Consider the following 16,430-nt stretch of genomic DNA (forward strand, 5'->3'; position numbering starts at 1 on the left):
GCGAGCCGGCAGCGCCATGGTCTTGACGTTCACCATCCTTGGCTGCGGCTCCTCCGGCGGCGTGCCGCGGGTGGGACAGGGCTGGGGTGCCTGCGATCCCTCCGAGCCGCGCAACCGGCGCCGGCGCTGCTCGCTGCTGGTGGAACGCTCCGACGGGGAGGGCGGGCCCGTCACCCGGGTGCTGGTGGACACCTCCCCCGATCTGCGTGAGCAATTGATCGACGCCAAGGTGGACCGGCTCGACGGCGTGCTGTTCACCCACGAGCATGCCGACCACACTCATGGCATCGACGACCTGCGCCCTCTGACCATCCTGCACCGCAAGCGGATGAACGTGTTTCTCGACGCCGAGACGTCGGCGATCCTGAACAACCGCTTCAGCTATTGCTTCCAGTCGCCGCCCGGCAGCGACTATCCGCCGATCCTGGACGAGCACCGCTTCGGCCACGGCGACACCATCCGTATCGACGGGCCGGGCGGACCGATCGAGGCGACGGCGTTCCGCATGTTCCACGGCTCGATCCTCGCCTATGGCTTCCGCTTCGGCGACCTCGCCTATTGCCCGGATCTGCACGACCTGCCTGCCGAGAGCCTGGCCTATCTCGAGCAGCTCGACACCTGGATCATCGATGCGCTGCGCTACACGCCGCATCCCACGCATCTCTCGGTAAGCGAGGCGCTGGGGTGGATCGAGCGGGTGAAGCCGCGGAGCGCGGTGCTGACCAATCTGCATACCGATCTCGATTACCGCAGGCTGGCCGCCGAATTGCCGGCTGGGGTCGTGCCCGCCTATGATGGCATGCAGCTAGCCTTATCGGCGTCGTGACAGAAGGTTGGGGCCGTTGCCTCGCCCAGATTGATATGAAGATATTTTCCATAATATGTCTTCTGCGACTTGTCGGAATATCCAAGGAGACATCGCCATCGTGACGCCCTCCCGCGACATTCAGCGCCTCCTCGACATCATGACGGCGCTGCGTACCCCTGGCACCGGCTGCCCCTGGGACCTCGAACAGGACTTCGCCTCCATCGCGCCCTACACCATCGAGGAGGCCTATGAGGTCGCCGACGCCATTGCACGTCACGATCCCGAGGATCTGTGCGACGAGCTTGGCGACCTGCTGCTCCAGGTGGTGTTTCACGCCCAGATAGCGCGCGAGGACGGGTTGTTCGATTTCGGCGATGTGGTCACGGCGATCACCGCCAAGATGATCCGCCGGCACCCGCATGTCTTTGGCGCCGAGCAAGGCCGGGACGTCGCGGCGGTCAACCGGGCCTGGGCGGACATCAAGGCGGAGGAAAAGCGCCTGCGGGCCGAGCGGCGCGCCCAGCGCGGCCTGCCAGCGGAGGAGGCCGATGGGCGGGTGCTCTCTGGCGTGCCGGTCGGAGCCCCTGCCCTCACACGCGCGGTGAAGCTGCAGCAGAAGGCTGCAACGGTGGGGTTCGACTGGCCGGATACGGGGCCGGTGCTGGCCAAGATACGCGAGGAGATCGCGGAGGTGGAGGCGGAGATCGCCGCGAACAATCGTGCCGCCGCGGCGACCGAGGTGGGCGATCTTCTGTTCGCCGTAGCGAATCTGGCGCGCCATCTCGGCGTGGATGCCGAGGCGGCCCTGCGCGGCACCAATGAAAAATTCACCCGGCGCTTCGCCTATATCGAGGACACGCTGGCACGAGGGGATCGAGGTCCCGCAGATGCCAGCCTCGATGAGATGGAAACGTTGTGGCAGGAGGCCAAGTCGCTGGGCTAGCCGCTCGCTGGCCCATGGCTTGGGCCTCGCTGCTGCTCGGGCGCGTGTGGGAATGTCACATATGGAAGAGGAAGATCGTGCATTCCAGCATCTACTTTTGATCGAATCTCGGCTAGGCACGTTCAAGTCGGCTCGACAGAATGGACGTCTCGGCCCTACGATTTCCTCCTTGGCCACCCGGCAGACGGCGCAGGGCGAAACCCTGCCTGGCACGAGCCTGGCGGACGTTCGCAATTGGATGGGTTAATGGAATTTCCTCGTACGCCGGCGCCAGCGATCACGGAGGCCGGCCGGCCGGGCAAGGCCACGCCACGCATTCTGATGTACAGCCACGACACCTATGGGCTGGGCCACATCCGGCGTACCCGCGCGATCGCCAACGCTCTGGTCGGCGCGCATGAAAACCTGTCGGTGCTCATCATTTGCGGCTCCGCCCTCGCCGGCAGCTTCAACTTCGCACCTGGCATCGATTTCGTCCATGTGCCGAGTGTCGCCAAGAGCGAGGACGGCGAATATGCGAGCGCCAATCTGCGCCTTGGCCTGCCGCAGGTCACGGCCATTCGCGAAGCGCTGATCCGCCAGACCGCCGAAGCGTTTCGCCCGGACATCTTCATCGCGGACAAGGAGCCCGCCGGTTTCCGCGGCGAATTGCTGCCGACGCTCAAGCTGATGGGCCATATGGGCACGCGGCGCGTGGTGGGGATCCGCGACGTGCTGGACGGGCCGGAGGCCATCCGCGTCGAATGGCACGACAAGGGAGCGATCCGGGCGCTGACGGAGCATTATGACGACGTGCTCGTCTATGGGCTCGAGCAGTTCTACCGTCCGCTAGATGGCATACCCCTGCCCGCCGAGCTTCGCTCCCGTCTGGTCTATACCGGATATCTCCGCCGCTCGGTGCCGGGCGGGCTCGCCACCATGCGCTATCCGCGAGCGACCAAGGAACCGTTCATCCTGGTCACCACCGGCGGTGGCGCCGATGGTGCGGGGCTGATCGACTGGGTCATTTCCGCCTATGAGGCCGACCCCTATATCCCCCTGCCGGCTGTCATCGCCTTCGGGCCCTTCCTGTCGAATACGCAGCGGGGGCATTTCCTGGAGCGGATCGAACGCCTCGCGAAGGTCGATGCCATCGTGTTCGACCCGAAGATCGAGCGCCTAATGAATCGTGCCGCCGCAGTGGTCGGCATGGGTGGCTACAACACGTTCTGCGAGATCCTGTCGTTCGACAAGCCGGCATTGCTGGTCCCGAGGGCACGCCCGCGCCTCGAGCAGACGATCCGTGCCGCCCGTGCCGCCGATCTCGGCCTGATGCGGATGCTCGAAGATCCGATGGAATATGGCGCGTCGTCCCGGGACCCGCTGCAGATGGCGGCGGCGCTGACGAGCCTGTGCGACCAGCCCTCCCCGTCCAGCGTGCCCATGCCCGGATTGCTGGATGGGCTGAACCGAATCATCCAGCATCTGGATCCCCACATTCGCAAGCCGGACCACGACAGTGAGCCCGCCATCGGGATCGGGGTCTGAGGCATGACGGTCGCTTTACGCGAAGGCGGCACCGCATCGGTGCAGATTTCGCACGGGGATGCCGCCTCCCCTCGCCTGGCCATCGTGCTCAAGGGCTATCCGCGCCTGTCGGAAACCTTCATCGCCCAAGAGCTTCTCGCGCTGGAGCGGGCTGGATACAACCTCGACATCTGGTCGCTGCGGCGGCCGACCGATCGCTATCGCCATCCCATGCACGAAGAGATCGCCGCCCGGCTGTTCTACCTGCCGGAATATCTGCAGGACGATCCGCGCCGGGTGATGCGCGCCTTGGCGCATGCTCTGCGGCGCCTGGATTGGCGGGCGGTACTGCCGGTATTTCTGCGCGACCTCGGGCGCGACTTCTCCGCGAGCCGCGTTCGGCGGCTCGGCCAGGCGCTCGTGCTGGCGCGGGAGGTCGATCCCGCCATCAAGCATCTGCATGTGCATTTCCTGCACACGCCGGCCTCGGTCACACGCTATGCGGCCCTGCTGACTGGGCGGTCCTTTTCGTTTTCCGCGCACGCCAAGGACATCTGGACCACCCCGGAATGGGAGCGTCGCGAGAAGATCGCCGCCGCAGAATGGGGCGTGACCTGTACCCGCGACGGTTGGTCGGAACTGCAGCGCGTGGCCGAGACCGGTACCCGCGACCGGCTTGAGCTGGTCTATCACGGTCTCGACCTGGCCCGCTTTCCGGCACCGCCCGCCAGCCGCGCCGCAGAGGACGGGCACGATGCCGCGCGGCCGGTGCGGCTGCTGGCGGTTGGCCGTGCCGTTGAGAAGAAGGGGTTCGACGATCTCCTCGCCGCTCTGGCCCGCCTGCCCCCTGCCCTGCATTGGCGGCTGGTTCATATCGGCGGTGGCGAGCTTCTCGATGCGCTGAAGGCGCAGGCGGCCGAACTCGGCCTTGCCGAGCGCATAGAATGGCGCGGCAGCCAGGCACAGGGTGCGGTTGTCGAGGCCATGCGGCAGGCGGATCTCTTCGTGCTGCCCAGCCGGCCGGCCGGCGATGGCGACCGCGATGGTCTGCCCAACGTGCTCATGGAAGCCGCGACGCAGGCCTTGCCCGCCATTTCCACCGATTTCGCCGGCGTGCCGGAATTCATCGAAAACGGCGTCAATGGCGTTCTGGTCCCCCCCAAAGCACCCGAAGAGCTCGCCGCGGCACTTGCCGCGCTGATTTCCTCTCCCGGGGAGCGGCAGCGCCTGGGGCTGGCCGCCTATGAGCGGTTGCGGGCGGCTTTCTCCTTCGAAGCAGGTATCGCACGGCTGGACGAGTTGATGAGGCCGCTGGCGCTGTCCCGCCCCCGGCCATGAAGATCCTGTTCCTGGCGCCGCTCAAGCCGCCGGATCATCCGGTGCCATCGGGCGAGCGCACGGTCGCGCGCCTGTTCCTGAAGCTGCTCGGGCGGCTGGGCTATGAGGTGGAACTGGCGTCCCGCCTGCGGACCCTCGTCAGGCAGCCGTCTCCGGGAGCGTGGAGCGATGTGCAGGAGGAGGCGCGCGGCGAGCTCCGGCGCATCCTGGCTGCGCCAGTGGCAGCCAGCGGGCCGATCGCCTGTGTCTTCACCTATCACGTCTACTACAAGGCGCCGGACCTCATCGGCCCTACCCTCGCCGCTGCCCTCGGAGTCCCCTATGTCATCGCCGAGGCCTCGCGCGCATCGAAGCGGGCGACAGGTCCCTATGCCGAGGGACACAGGCTCAGCGAGGCGGCCATCGACCATGCCCGCCTCATATTGACGCCGACCCGTCACGATAGAGCGGCGCTGGAGGCAATGCGCCCGCCACAGCAGCGCATCGTCGACCTGCGCCCCTTTCTCGATCTCGGCGAATGGCCTCTGGCCGGCATGCCCCGCCCCGCCCCCGCCCCTCGCGGCATCACCAGCTTGATCACCGTGGCGATGATGCGTGAGGGCGACAAGCTGGCTTCCTTCCGCCAATTGTCGGACGCGCTGTCTCTCCTTGGCGATCGTTCCTGGCACCTCACCGTGGTGGGGGACGGGCCTGCCCGTGAGGCCGTGGAGGCGCTTTTCGCCAGCTTCGGGAACCGCGTGAGTTTCCCCGGAGCCATCGTCGAGCGCCCGGCACTCGGTCGTCTGTTGGCCGATGCCGATCTGTTCGTCTGGCCGGGCGTGAACGAAGCGTTCGGGGCGGTTTACCTGGAGGCCCAGGCACACGGCCTGCCTTGCGTCGCGGCCGGCTATGGCGGTATCCCCGACGTCATATGTGACGACGTTACCGGCCGGCTCACGCCACCGGGAGACATCGCCGCCCTGGCAACCGCTATCGGTGCTCTCATCGACGATCCCGCTGGCCGAGCCTCGATGGCGACGGCTGCGTCGCGCTTCATCGCCGCCGAGCGCGACCTTGCTGCCGCTTCCGACAGCGTTGCCCGGGCCTTCCATTTGGCAGGTATCGCCTTGCCGGCCTCCTCGCCCGGAGCTTGATCGTGACCGACCGCACGGCTTTCATCGTCGTGACTCATTTGCTGGGCGTCGGCCATCTGGCGCGGATGGCGGCGCTCGGTCGCGCATTGGTCGCGGAAGGATGGCGGGTGGTCCTCGCATCGGGAGGGCGACCGAACCTCACGGTTCAGATGGATGGGTGCGAACTGGTGCAACTCCCTCCCCTCCACTGCGTCGGCGCGGATTTCGGCACATTGCTGATGCCGGATGGCCGGCCAGTCGACGAGGCCTATCGCGCGCGACGTGTCGAGGCATTGGTCGAGGCTTTCGAACGAGCCCGGCCGGAGGTGCTGATCACCGAGCTTTATCCATTCGGCCGCCGCAGCCTGAGCGACGAATTCGAGGCCGTCCTGCAATGCGCGCTCGCCCAGCACCCACGGCCGGCCATCTTGTGTTCCATCCGCGATGTGCTCAACCCGCCTTCACGGCCGGAAAAGGCCGAGCGCGCCCAGGCCCGACTGGCGGCCAGCTATGATGGAATCCTGTTCCATGGCGACAGTGAGGTTGTCCCGCTTTCGGCATCGTGGCCGGTGGTGGATGCACTCATCCGACGTGTAAGAAATTCTGGCTATCTTCATGACAACAATCGATTCATCGAGAACGATGGACGGGACGGGTGTGACGAGATCGTGGTTTCCGGCGGAGGGTCGACTGCGGGCCTGCCACTGGCCCGCGCTACCCTGCTGGCCGCGGCCGAATTGCCGGAGCATCGCTGGCGGCTCTTGATCGGCCATGGCGTCGCGGAGCCGGATTTCACCGATCTGGTGGCCTCGGCTCCTTCCAATCTGATCGTGGAACGAGCGCGCCCGGACTTTCCGCTGCTGTTGCGCCGGGCGGCGTTGTCGATCAGCCAAGCCGGCTACAACACGGTGCTCGATCTGGCGGCGGCAGGGGTTCGCTCCTTGCTGGTGCCCTTCGCCGAAGGGGGCGAGCGCGAGCAGACGCTGCGCGCCGTGGAACTGGAGCGGCGTGGCCTTGCCCGGGTCATCCCGACATCGGAGATCGATGGAAATCGCCTGGCGCACGCCGCTTCCACCTTGCTGGCGGAGCCTCGCCCGGACTGGTCCGGCATCGCTCGCGACGGCGCCACGCGGGCGGTGCGGTGGATCGATACGTTCGCCGGACAGGCTGCGGCGCGCTCAACGGGCCTTGACCGGCTCGATGCGATTCTGCGGCGCGGCGAGGCAATGCAGCGGACGTTTCGCTTCTGGTGGCGCGACGACGATGCCGTCGCGCCAAGCCCGGCATTGGACCGCCTGCTCGGTCGGGCGGTCGCACGCAACATTCCCGTTGCATTGGCGACCATACCGGCAAGCACGACGTCGGAACTCGCGCGCCATGTCGAAAGGCTCGATCGGGTAGACGTGCTGGTTCACGGCTGGAAGCACGGCAATCACGCGTCCGTCGGCGAGAAGAAGGCGGAGTTCGGCGCCCACCGGCCGGTCTCCGACATGGCGACCCAGGCGCGGCAAGGCTTGGAGCGGGTGACGGACCTGTTCGGCGACAAAGCCGTTCCGGTCTTCGTGCCGCCGTGGAACCGCGTGACGCCGGAACTGGTGAGCGCCCTGCCCGATGCCGGCTATATCGCGCTGTCGACCTATCAGCGGCGGAAGCAGCATTGTGCTGTCCCGAAACTGCTGCAGATCAATACCCATCTCGATCCGATTGCGTGGCGGAGCGGCGGGGGGCTCGTCGACGAGGCGGAATTGTTGGACCGGCTGGTCCTGCTGATGGAGCAGGAACTGGCGGCGGAGCCCGGCATGTTGGAGCCGATCGGGCTGCTGACCCATCATCTGGTGCATGACGGGTGGATCGAGCGCTTCCTCGACGAACTCGTCTACCGGTTGCTGGCGTCAGGCGTGGTGCACTTCGTGAGTATCCGCGAACTGGTGGCGGAGCGGTGAATCCGCTGCCGCTCAGTCCTGGCGCCGATACAGGTAATAGCGGTCGGGAGAGGCGCCGTCCGGCACCGGCACTTCGTCGAAATCTTTGAGATTCAACGGTAAATCCGACATGACGATGCCGCCCGGTGCCATGAACGGGGGCAGAAGGTCGCTGGCCAATCCGGCGACACGGCGGTTCGATTCCCGGTCGAAGGAGCCGAGATCCGAGTTCGCGAGCACCACCCGGCCGGCAAGGCGCTCCCGCAATCGGGGCAGGGTTTCCTCGATTTCCCCGAGGATGAGGAAGCGAGGATCGGGCTGGCATTCCGCATAGGCGCCGTTGACCCGATCGAAGACGTAGATGTCGCGTCCCGGCAGGTGCTTGCGCAGGTGGTCGAAGGTGCGGCCGAGACCGAGACCGAGCTCTATGACCGGGCCGGTGCGGTGTACGATGCGTTCGAAAGCCCAGGCCAGGCAGGCTTGCTGTGACTGCAGGCGAAGCAGCGTCTTCTCCAGACGGGACAGGCCGGTCATGTGCGGCTTGCCTATCGATAGGGATCGGCCGCGTCGCGCAGCCCGTCGCCCAGGAAATTGAAGGCGAGGATCACCGCGATCACCGGCACCACCGGCAGGATGAGCCAGGGATAGAGCACGACGATGTTGATGTTCTGCGCCTCGTTCAGCATCACCCCCCAGCTGGTGATCGGCGGACGCAGGCCGAGGCCGAGGAAGCTGAGCGCGGTCTCGCCGAGGATCATGCTGGGAATGGCGATGGTGGCCGAGGCGATGAGATGGCTCAGGAAGCCCGGCACGAGGTGGCGGAACACGACGCGCGGCGTGCCCGCCCCCATCAGTTGCGCCGCGACGACGTAATCGTCCTCGCGCAGCGACAGCAGCTTGGAGCGGACGGCGCGCGCCAGCCCGGTCCAGTCCATCAGCCCGAGGATCACGGTGATGCCGAAATAGACCAGGATCGGGCTCCAGCTCGGCGGCATGATGGCGGAGAGCGCCAGCCACAGCGGGATGGTCGGCAGCGACTGCACCACCTCGATGGTCCGCTGCACCAGCAGGTCGAACAGCCCGCCATAATAGCCGGCGAGGCCGCCGATCACGATGCCCAGCGTGAAGCTGACGGCGATGCCGATGAGCCCGATGGTGAGCGAGATGCGCGCGCCGTAGATGATGCGCGAGAGCATGTCGCGGCCCAGCCTGTCGGTACCGAGCAGGAACAGCGTGCCGCCCTCCCCCGGGCAGACGAGATGGAGATTGCCCTCGAACAGGCCCCAGAACCGGTAGCCGTCGCCGCGGCAGAAGAAGCGGACCGGGAAGATCTGCTGCGTGTTCTCCGCGTAGTTGCGCTTCAGGCTGGTCATGTCGAGCGTCGAGGTCAGCCCGTAGGTGAACGGCCCGACGAACTGCCCCTCATGGAAGAAATGGACGCTCTGCGGCGGCGTGCGGATGAAATCGGTGTGGCGGACCTGATAATTATAGGGCGCCAGGAACTCGCTGATGAGGATCGAGCCATAGAGCAGTATCAGGAAGACGCCCGAGGCGACCGCCAGCCGGTGCTTGCGGAACTTCCACCACATCAGCGTCAGCTGCGAGGCGAGGTAGACCCGCTCCTGCGCCTTGGTGAGCTTGTCGGCCTGGTAGGGATCGAACGCGCCTCCGGCCACGTAGTGGGGTAGCGGCGTGCCGGAGGGCGGCAAGGCAACCGGTTGGTTCATTTCGTGCGCCCCCCCTGCAGGCGGATGCGCGGATCGAGGAAGCCGAGCAGGATGTCGGAGATCAGCACGCCGATCACCGTGAGGCAGGACAGGAACAGCAGGAACGAGCCGGCCAGATACATGTCCTGGCTCTGCAACGCGCGCAGCAGCAGCGGGCCGGTGGTCTGCAACGACAGCACGACCGCGGTGAGCTCCGAGCCGGAGACGATGGACGGCAGCACGTCGCCGATATGCGAGACGAAGAAGTTGAGCGACATGCGCAGCGGGTACTTCACCAGCGCCTTGCCGGGCGGCAGGCCCTTGGCCTTGGCGGTGACGTAATACTGCTTCTGCAACTCGTCCAGGAGGTTGGCGCGGATGGCGCGCACCATGCTGCCGGTGCCGCCGGCGCCGATGATGAGCACCGGGATCCACAGATGGGCGAGGATCGACTGCGCCTTGGCCCAGCTCATCGGCTGGTTGAAATAGATCGGGTCCATCAGCCCGCCGATGGACAGGCCGAACCACACATTGGCGAAGTACATGAAGATCAGCGCCAGCAGGAAGTGCGGCACCGCGATACCGATGAGGCCGATGAAGGTGAGCCCGTAATCCGCCCAGCTATATTGATGCGTCGCCGAATAGATGCCGATCGGGAAGGCGATGATCCAGGTCATCAGGATGGTGCAGAACGACACCAGCACGGTCAAAGCGAGGCGTTCGCCGACCACGTCGCTGACCGGCATCTCATATTCGAACGAGTAGCCGAAATCCCCCTGGACGAAGCCGGTGACCCAGAGGAAATAGCGTTCGATCAACGGCTTGTCGAAGCCGTATTCCCTCTTGAGGAATTCGACGCGGCTCATGTCGGCATGCTCGCCCTGCGCCGCCATCTCGGCCACGTAGGTCTCGAAATAGTCGCTGGGCGGCAGCTGCATCACCGTGAAGATCAACGCGCTGGTGATCAGCAGCGTCGGGATCATGATCAGGATGCGACGGGCTATGTAGCGCAGCATCGCCTAGTCCTTTGCGTCGTCGAACCAGAAGGTGTCGGGCAGGTACACGCCGAAATAGGCGCCGGGCTCGAAACTGTAGATGCCGACCTCCGGCACGTTCTTCAGGCGATTGGAGACGACGACCGGCTGCGAGGCGCGATTGACGATGCCGATGGTGAACACCTCGTCGGCATTGATCTCCAGCATGCGCTGCCAGATGGCGCGCCGCTCCTCCGTGGTGACCGACTGCCGCCAGCGCTTCTGCAGGTCGATCAGTTCCTGCGCCGCCGGCAGATCGGGCTTCTCGCCCATCTGGCCGCTGGTTTCGACGTGCTGGCCCCATTGCGGCCACTGGAACTGCATGGAATTCGACGGTGCCAGGCCATCCGGCGCCATGTCGGGCCCGGGAATGGCATTGTCGATGCCGGGCCACACCGACATCATGGCGTTGCCGGAGCTGACGCTGCGCCGGAGCAGGTCGGTCTGCGTCGCCCGCACGAACAGCTTGATGCCGACCTTCTCCCAATCATAGGCGACGAGCTCGAGGATGTCGGTCTCCTCCGTGCTGTTGCCCGCCGTCTGGATGGTGATCTCGGCGCGCCGGCCGTCCGGCAGCAGGCGGATGCCGTCGTCGTCGCGCTTCGACAGTCCGGCGGCGTCGAGCAGCTTGTTGGCGAGCGCCGGGTCGTATTGCGCCCAGGCGGTATCGTATTTGGAATCGTAGAGCGAGCTGCCGGGAATGATGGTGTTGGCGCCCTCATGGGCGAGGCCGAAGAAGATGACCTGGTTGATGTCGCGCCGGTTGATGGCGACGGACAGCGCCCGCCGGACGTTCACGTCGCGCAGCACGGCGCGCCAGCCGGGATCCTGCACGTTGAGATTGGGGAACACCGCGACATAGGCCCCCTCCCCACGCTCCCACAGCCGCACCGTGTAGTTGCCGCGCTGCTCCCCCTCCTTGAGGAAGGTGTAGTTGTCGAAGCGCAGATAGCGGGCCTGCAAATCGGACCCGCCGGCGCCGACCTTGGCCGGGATGAGCGAGGAGGTGCCGATGGCGATGGTGACGCGATCGATATAGGGCAACTGCCAGCCGCGCTCGTCGATACGGTGGAAATAGGGGTTGCGGTCGAAGACGAAGAATTCCGCCGGCGGCTTGGTGCGCGGGATCCAGGGCCCGAGCATCGGCAGTTCCGGGTTCTCCGGCCGGTAGGAACGCGCCATGCGGTCGTGCAGCGCGCCCCAGTCCTTCACCCGCTCCTGCCGGATCAGCGCCCCCAGCCGGATGGGATCGGCATAGCGCTGGTGGAACATGCGCAGATAATGCGCCGGCGCGTAGATCTCCAGCGGCTGCGCCCCGGCGAGCGCCGGCAGGAAGGACGGATTGGGCTTGCTCCAGGTGAAGCGCACCGTCGTCTCGTCGACGACCTCGAACCGGGCGATCTCGCCATCGACATAAAGCTGGACATTGGGCGGCCCGCCCGGGCTGAGCCGGTCGTTATTGGCCATGTCCTCCCACCAGTAGCGGAAGTCCTCGCTGGTAAAGGGCCAGCCATCCGACCATTTGTGCCCCTTGCGCAGATGCAGGGTGAAGATGCGGCCCTCCTCCACATCGACCTTCTCCAGCAGGTCGGGGACGATCCTGCCGGCGGTGTCGAACACCACCAGCCGCGTGTAGCCGTAGATGCTGATGGCGCGGATATCGCGCTGGTCGCCCATCAGCATGCGCATGGTGCCGCCATAGCGCCCCGGCTCGCGGCCCATGCCGGCGACGTCGATCACCCGGGGCGAATCCGGCAGCCGGTCCGCCATGGCCGGTATCTGGTTGATGTCGACCTCGGTGCGCAGCAGCGGCGGTTCCGGCGGATAGCGCCCGCCGGGCGCGGCGAGCGCCGGGCCGGCGGCCAGCAGCAGGGTGAGTGCCAGTAACGTGATCCGGCGCATGACGACCCCTATGCGCAGCGAATGTCTTGGGCGGTGCAGTTCTCGGCCGCCAGCACGCTATGGCCGTTGCCGAGATCGATCATTCCCAGGGGAGAGCCTTCGGAGCCCCGGAACTCCCGCGGCCAGCTCGCCGGATCCGACGCCGTGCCGCCGGACATGGCGATGTCGAAGTCCAGCTTGCGGTCGAGGTCCGGCAGCGGCACCGCCTTCAGCAGGCACTGGGTATAGGGATGCGCCGGATGGCGGAACAGCTCCTGCCGGGGCCCGATCTCGACGATGCGCCCGCGCGCCATCACCGCGATGCGCTCGGCCATGTAGTGCACCACGGCGAGATTGTGGGAGACGAACAGGTAGGTGAGGCCGAGCGAGGCCTGCAGATCCTTGAGCAGGTTGAGGATCTGCGCCTGCACGGAGACATCCAGCGCCGATACCGGCTCGTCGCAGATGATGAGCTCGGGATCGAGCGCCAGGGCGCGGGCGATGCCGATGCGCTGGCGCTGCCCGCCGGAGAAGCTGTGCGGGTAGCGGTTGAGGAAGCGGGGGTCGAGGCCCACCGCCTGCATCAGCTCCACCGCCCGCTCCTTCTGGGCGCGGATGTCGCCCCGGCCCTGGATGATCATCGGCTCGCGGATGATGTCGAGCACCGTCATGCGCGGCGACAGCGAGCTGACCGGGTCCTGGAAGATCATCTGCATGTGCGGGCGGAAGGCCTTCAGCGCGTGGGAATCCAGCCCCAGCACGTCGACGGCGCCCTTCTCGCCGTGAAAGACGACGTCGCCGGCATCCGCCTTGCGCGCCCGCATGATCATGTTGCCGACGGTGGTCTTGCCCGAGCCGCTCTCGCCCACCAGGCCGAGGCATTCGCCCCGCCCGATGTCGAAGCTCACATCGTCGACCGCCAGCACCGCGCCGCCGCTCTTGGAGCCGTAGGTCTTGCGCAGATGGCGCACGCTCAGCAGCGGCGCGCTGTTGTCATAGGCGGGCTTGAGCCGGGTCGGCGCCACCGGCGCCACGTCGCGCAGCGCCACCAGGCGCTCGCCTTCCTTCATGTCGAAGTCCGGCGACGCCTTCAGCAGCGCCTTGAGATAGGGATGCGAGGGCCGGCGGAAGATGTCGTCCACCGGGCCGGCTTCCATCACCTCGCCGCGATAGACCACCACCACCTCGTCCGCCATGTTGGCGACGACGCCGAGGTCGTGGGTGATCAGGAGGATCGCCATGCCGATGTCGTGCTGGAGCTCCTTCATCAGCTTCAGCACCTGCGCCTGGATGGTGACGTCGAGCGCGGTGGTGGGCTCGTCGGCGATCAGCAGCGCCGGGTGGCAGATGAGCGCCATGGCGAGCATGGCGCGCTGGCGCAGGCCGCCGGACAGTTCGAAGGGGTAGCGGTCATAGGAGCGGGGCGGGTCGCGGAAGCCGACCAGGCCGAGCATCTTCTCGGTGACCGCCCTCGCCTCCCGGCGCGGATGCGGGCGATGGAGCTGCAGCGCCTCCTCGATCTGGCTGCCGACCGTGTGCACCGGCGACAGCGAGGACATCGGCTCCTGGAAGATCATGCCGATGCGCCCGCCCCGCAGCTTGCGCATCTTGGTGCCGTCGGCGGGAAGCTGGGCGATGTCGAGGACCTTGCCGTCCTTCAGCGGGTCGCTGAACAGGATGCGGCCTTCGGTGATGAGGCCGTTGCGCGGCAGCAGCCCCATGACCGCCTGGGAGATGACGGTCTTGCCGGAGCCGGATTCCCCCACCAGCGCGACCGTGCGCCCGGCGGGCACGCGCAGTGACACGCCCTTCACCACCTCGTTGAGATGGCCGTGCATCTCGAAGGAAATGCGCAGGTCCTCGATGCGCAGGACATCGGAAGGCGTCGGGAGCGCCACGCGTCTATACTCCGGCCTTGTTCAGGACCCTGAGCATAGCAGGGCGCGCCATGATCTTGTCCAGCGCCGCGCGATCGGAAACGGCATAGGCCGGGACCGTCGTGTTGTGCGCGTCGACCACGACGTCGCGGACGCTGTAGTCGGTGAAGTCGTAGCCGGAGGCCTCGGCCGTCGTGGTCGAGACCACGTAGTCCGCCAGGAACTCCTTCGACGCCGCCTCCAGGCCCACCGAGAAGGCGACGGTGGTGCCGATGGCGCGCATGACGGAATTCTGCAGGCCGTCGCCGATGCGGGCCAGCACCACCGGCCCGGTATGGACGCCGATGCCGGCGCGGATGGGGATGGGCAAAGCACCCCTCATTTCCGAATTCAGCAGGTCGAGCACCCGGCTCATGTCCCGCATCGCGCTCAGCGCCGCCCGGGCGCCGGCACCGACATGGTGCTCGTCGGCGTCGAAGACCGCTACCAGGCCGTCGCCATACATCAGGTCCACATGACCGCCATGGCTTTCCACTGCCTGGGTCATCTCGGCGGCAAAGCGATTGATCAGCACAGCGATCTCATAGGGGAGCCGGTTCTGCGTCAGCGTGCTGAAGGCCCGCAGGTCCAGGCACAGCACGGTGGCGCTGCGCTCCAGCGCCCATTCATTGGCGTCGCCGTCGACGTCGGCCGTCGCGCGGCCGAGCACCGGCATCAGCACCCGCACGCCGATGTCGTGATTGGGACGGAGCTGGCAGCCGAGGCGCACATTCTCGGGCGCGCCGATATGGGCGAGCAGCATCCGCTCCGGTCCCGACGTCTCCGGCAGCCCCTTGGCGCCGGCCAGTATATGCACCCGGCAGGTCGAGCAGCGCCCGCGCCCGCGGCAAGTCGAGGGGTGCGGAATGCCGTGCATGCGGCTCGCCTCCAGCACGGAGACGCCGCGGGGCACCTGGATGGGGCCGTAGCCGCGATAGGTGATGGTCACCGTCGCCCGCGCCCGCCGGCGCAGATAGGCGAAGCCGATGAGGCCGGCCAGCCCGATGCCGAAGGCGCCGAGACCGCTGTCCAGCATCATCCGCGCCCGGTCGAGGCCGGCCCGCTGCTCGGCCGTCATCGGCTTGGGATTCACATAGGTTCCCCCCGCCTCGCGTCCCGAGGCGACGAAGCCGGCGAGCGACAGCAGCGGGATGATGATCGCCACCACGCGCAGCGTCGCCTGCCAGTGCGGGTACCAGCCCTGGTAGCGCAGCGAGTGGTGGATGCCGACCACGCCATGCGTCCAGGCGACCAGGAGGAGCATGGTCTGCCACGGGGCGACCGCCGGCCACATCCGGGAGAGCACCGCGTGGTAGGTCTCGTCGGCTCCGAACCAGGTGCCGCCGACCCGGGTCTCCAGCACATGGCCGGCGGCCAGCAGCGGGATGGCGAGGCCCGACACGATCTGCCAGGCCTCGTCCCGCGGCATCCGCCAGGTATGGCGGCGCAGGATGCGCTGGCTGGCGAGGACCAGATGCGTCGCGAAGGAGCCGTAGAGCAGGACGGTGCCGGGAAGCGACTTCCACAGCAGCCACCGCCATTGCTGCGCGACCTCCATCGCCTCGATGCCGAATATGCCGACCGCATGGTTGACGAGATGCGTCAGCACGAAGGTGAACAGTACGATCCCCGACCAGAGCCGCGCATGGCAAGCCCAGGGACGGTCGCGAAGATCCTGCTGGATCCTGCCGGGCGCCGGCGTGCCGGTGGTGGTGATCGAGGCCATCTAAGTGGTCAATGTGCGTGCTGCGGCTCGGAAATGTTGCGCCCGGCATCGGCCGCCGCCGCCCCCTCGGGGAGCTGCTGCACCAACTGGGCGCAGATATTGTTCAGGTCCATGATCTGGCGTCCCAGCTCGCGCATGACGGCGAAATTGAAAGGCGGCGATTCTTTCAGCAACTGCAAGAAGATATCGCGATCGATGCGCAAGGCGACGACAGGAGTTTCGGCGGTGATGGTCACCATGCGGTCCTGATCGCACAGCACGCCCGCCTCGCCGAGAATGGCGCCGCGCACGTGCTGGGCGAAATTGATCACCCCCGCCGCCGCCGTGCGGAGCGAGACGGTGAACTGCCCTTCCAGCACGATGTAGACCGCATCGGAGGCGGCACCCTGCTCGTAGATCACCTCGCCCGGCTGGAACGTGATCCGGTCGCTGACCATGGCGAGCAGCTTCAGCTTGGACGCCTCCACATGATGGAACATGCGGAATTTCTGCATCGACCTGACTTCGTCCTCGATGGTCATGTTCAACCTCCTGAGGA

Annotated in this window: 13 protein-coding genes; 6 read left to right on the plus strand and 7 right to left on the minus strand. The window is 66.7% G+C overall.

Annotation, left to right across the window (positions count from 1 at the left end; all coding sequences use genetic code 11):
• Positions 1-16 precede the first annotated feature (16 nt).
• From KHC19_RS05620 to KHC19_RS05645, 6 genes are all read left to right on the plus strand, one after another.
• Positions 17-826 (plus strand): MBL fold metallo-hydrolase, encoded by an 810-nt coding sequence (locus KHC19_RS05620; protein WP_213351338.1) that lies wholly within the window; start codon positions 17-19, stop codon positions 824-826.
• 100 nt (positions 827-926) lie between these two features.
• Positions 927-1,751: a nucleoside triphosphate pyrophosphohydrolase gene (mazG, locus tag KHC19_RS05625; RefSeq protein ID WP_213351339.1), complete on the plus strand. Its 825-nt coding sequence runs from the start codon at positions 927-929 to the stop codon at positions 1,749-1,751.
• A 246-nt stretch (positions 1,752-1,997) separates the two neighbouring features.
• Positions 1,998-3,278, plus strand: coding sequence for a glycosyltransferase family protein (locus KHC19_RS05630; RefSeq protein ID WP_213351340.1), 1,281 nt, complete (start codon positions 1,998-2,000; stop codon positions 3,276-3,278).
• 3 nt (positions 3,279-3,281) lie between these two features.
• Positions 3,282-4,595 carry a glycosyltransferase family 4 protein gene (locus KHC19_RS05635; RefSeq protein ID WP_213351342.1) on the plus strand — a complete coding sequence of 438 codons (1,314 nt, stop codon included), beginning with the start codon at positions 3,282-3,284 and terminating at the stop codon, positions 4,593-4,595.
• The gene (locus KHC19_RS05640) at positions 4,592-5,728 is read left to right on the plus strand and encodes a glycosyltransferase family 4 protein (protein ID WP_213351344.1); all 1,137 of its coding nucleotides are present in this window, start codon (positions 4,592-4,594) and stop codon (positions 5,726-5,728) included. Before KHC19_RS05635 ends, KHC19_RS05640 begins: the two co-directional genes overlap by 4 nt.
• A gap of 2 nt (positions 5,729-5,730) precedes the next feature.
• Positions 5,731-7,650 carry a glycosyltransferase gene (locus KHC19_RS05645; RefSeq protein WP_213351346.1) on the plus strand — a complete coding sequence of 640 codons (1,920 nt, stop codon included), beginning with the start codon at positions 5,731-5,733 and terminating at the stop codon, positions 7,648-7,650.
• A gap of 12 nt (positions 7,651-7,662) precedes the next feature.
• On the opposite strand, the gene KHC19_RS05650 is transcribed toward KHC19_RS05645, so the two are convergent.
• The 7 genes from KHC19_RS05650 to KHC19_RS05680 form a co-directional block, all read right to left on the minus strand.
• Positions 7,663-8,163, minus strand: a complete 501-nt coding sequence (locus tag KHC19_RS05650) for a class I SAM-dependent methyltransferase (protein ID WP_213351348.1) — start codon at positions 8,161-8,163, stop codon at positions 7,663-7,665.
• A gap of 11 nt (positions 8,164-8,174) precedes the next feature.
• The gene (locus KHC19_RS05655) at positions 8,175-9,356 is read right to left on the minus strand and encodes an ABC transporter permease (RefSeq protein WP_213351350.1); all 1,182 of its coding nucleotides are present in this window, start codon (positions 9,354-9,356) and stop codon (positions 8,175-8,177) included.
• A complete protein-coding gene (locus tag KHC19_RS05660) occupies positions 9,353-10,351 on the minus strand; it encodes an ABC transporter permease (protein ID WP_213351351.1) in 999 nt (332 codons plus the stop codon). The genes KHC19_RS05655 and KHC19_RS05660 overlap by 4 nt, the downstream gene beginning before the upstream one ends.
• 3 nt (positions 10,352-10,354) lie before the next feature.
• Positions 10,355-12,271 carry an ABC transporter substrate-binding protein gene (locus tag KHC19_RS05665; protein ID WP_213351352.1) on the minus strand — a complete coding sequence of 639 codons (1,917 nt, stop codon included), beginning with the start codon at positions 12,269-12,271 and terminating at the stop codon, positions 10,355-10,357.
• A gap of 8 nt (positions 12,272-12,279) precedes the next feature.
• Positions 12,280-14,088, minus strand: a complete 1,809-nt coding sequence (locus tag KHC19_RS05670) for an ABC transporter ATP-binding protein (protein ID WP_213351731.1) — start codon at positions 14,086-14,088, stop codon at positions 12,280-12,282.
• A 64-nt stretch (positions 14,089-14,152) separates the two neighbouring features.
• Positions 14,153-15,892 (minus strand): 2Fe-2S iron-sulfur cluster-binding protein, encoded by a 1,740-nt coding sequence (locus tag KHC19_RS05675; RefSeq protein WP_213351353.1) that lies wholly within the window; start codon positions 15,890-15,892, stop codon positions 14,153-14,155.
• 8 nt (positions 15,893-15,900) lie between these two features.
• Positions 15,901-16,413, minus strand: coding sequence for a cyclic nucleotide-binding domain-containing protein (locus KHC19_RS05680; protein WP_213351355.1), 513 nt, complete (start codon positions 16,411-16,413; stop codon positions 15,901-15,903).
• Positions 16,414-16,430 lie beyond the last annotated feature (17 nt).

It is taken from the genome of Ancylobacter oerskovii, from assembly GCF_018390555.1.
Classification (GTDB): Bacteria; Pseudomonadota; Alphaproteobacteria; order Rhizobiales; family Xanthobacteraceae; genus Ancylobacter; species Ancylobacter oerskovii.

Excerpts from the sequence above, each read along its gene's own strand:
- KHC19_RS05620 (WP_213351338.1), top strand. The coding sequence starts at position 17 with ATGGTCTTGACGTTCACCATCCTTGGCTGCGGCTCCTCCGGCGGCGTG.
- KHC19_RS05630 (WP_213351340.1), top strand. The coding sequence starts at position 1,998 with ATGGAATTTCCTCGTACGCCGGCGCCAGCGATCACGGAGGCCGGCCGG.
- KHC19_RS05635 (WP_213351342.1), top strand. The coding sequence starts at position 3,282 with ATGACGGTCGCTTTACGCGAAGGCGGCACCGCATCGGTGCAGATTTCG.
- KHC19_RS05640 (WP_213351344.1), top strand. The coding sequence starts at position 4,592 with ATGAAGATCCTGTTCCTGGCGCCGCTCAAGCCGCCGGATCATCCGGTG.
- KHC19_RS05650 (WP_213351348.1), bottom strand. The coding sequence starts at position 8,163 with ATGACCGGCCTGTCCCGTCTGGAGAAGACGCTGCTTCGCCTGCAGTCA.
- KHC19_RS05655 (WP_213351350.1), bottom strand. The coding sequence starts at position 9,356 with ATGAACCAACCGGTTGCCTTGCCGCCCTCCGGCACGCCGCTACCCCAC.
- KHC19_RS05660 (WP_213351351.1), bottom strand. The coding sequence starts at position 10,351 with ATGCTGCGCTACATAGCCCGTCGCATCCTGATCATGATCCCGACGCTG.
- KHC19_RS05665 (WP_213351352.1), bottom strand. The coding sequence starts at position 12,271 with ATGCGCCGGATCACGTTACTGGCACTCACCCTGCTGCTGGCCGCCGGC.
- KHC19_RS05670 (WP_213351731.1), bottom strand. The coding sequence starts at position 14,088 with ATGCACGGCCATCTCAACGAGGTGGTGAAGGGCGTGTCACTGCGCGTG.
- KHC19_RS05675 (WP_213351353.1), bottom strand. The coding sequence starts at position 15,892 with ATGGCCTCGATCACCACCACCGGCACGCCGGCGCCCGGCAGGATCCAG.
- KHC19_RS05680 (WP_213351355.1), bottom strand. The coding sequence starts at position 16,413 with ATGACCATCGAGGACGAAGTCAGGTCGATGCAGAAATTCCGCATGTTC.